The sequence below is a fragment of the Helicobacter sp. 11S02629-2 genome (assembly GCF_002272875.1).
Taxonomy (GTDB): Bacteria; Campylobacterota; Campylobacteria; order Campylobacterales; family Helicobacteraceae; genus Helicobacter_I.
The window spans coordinates 1-950 of sequence record NZ_MLAN01000045.1 but is presented as its reverse complement, the minus strand read 5'-3'; the positions used below and the strand labels follow the sequence as shown (position 1 = coordinate 950).

Genomic DNA, 950 nt, shown 5'->3' with positions numbered 1-950 from the left:
CTAATACTAATATCTTAGTTCAATCAATTAATGACATGGCTGAATCTATAAAAGAACAAGCTAATGGTATAACTCAGATAAATGATGCTATATCTTTACTAGAGCAATCTACTCAAGGTAATGTAAACATAGCAGATGATGCTTCTAAGATTTCTAACTCTGTAACTCATATAGCAGATGAGATAATGAATGATGCTAATAGGAAGAGGATATAAGTTTAGATTCTCTTCTTGTAGGGGGATTCTATAAATATATGGACTCTATAGATTTATGGAATCTAGGTTTTTATTTAGGTTTTTATTATTTTGGATTCTATAAATATATGGATTTATAGAATCTACTTTTTTATTATTTTAGATTCTATGTTTCAATATTTTGTTTTCTAATGTTTAGTTTTACTTTATTGCAAGCGTCAAGCTTTATTGGTTCTCCCTTCCTTGCAGAGGGAACATAGGGATGGGAATAAAAGAGATGTTTCACGCTAGGGAGGAATGAAAGATGGCAATAAGCACCTTCAAAAAGAAGAGGGTATCTTTCATGCTGATAGGGGGAAACTAATATACATATTATGATCAATCGTCAGGATTGGTGCAATCACTTTACTTTATTTTATTTATTCCAAAACACACAACATAGTCTTTTATAAAATGCGTATTCCTAATCAAATAAACATCATATATTTTTGGATTCTATATATTTATAAAACCCACCCCCCTATAAGAAAAGAATCTAAACTTATATCCTCTTCCTATTAGCATCATTCATTATCTCATCTGCTATATGAGTTACAGAGTTAGAAATCTTAGAAGCATCATCTGCTATATTTACATTACCTTGAGTAGATTGCTCTAGTAAAGATATAGCATCATTTATCTGAGTTATACCATTAGCTTGTTCTTTTATAGATTCAGCCATGTCATTAATTGATTGAACTAAGATATTAGTATTAG

Annotated in this window: 2 pseudogenes; one reads left to right on the top strand and one right to left on the bottom strand. The window is 29.9% G+C overall.

The annotated features are described in order from the left end of the window. A pseudogene (locus BKH40_RS08860) lies at positions 1-215 on the top strand (methyl-accepting chemotaxis protein); the annotation flags it as partial. Between the two features lie 520 nt (positions 216-735). On the opposite strand, the pseudogene BKH40_RS08855 reads toward BKH40_RS08860, so the two are convergent. Next, positions 736-950 (bottom strand): annotated as a pseudogene (locus BKH40_RS08855) (methyl-accepting chemotaxis protein); the annotation flags it as partial.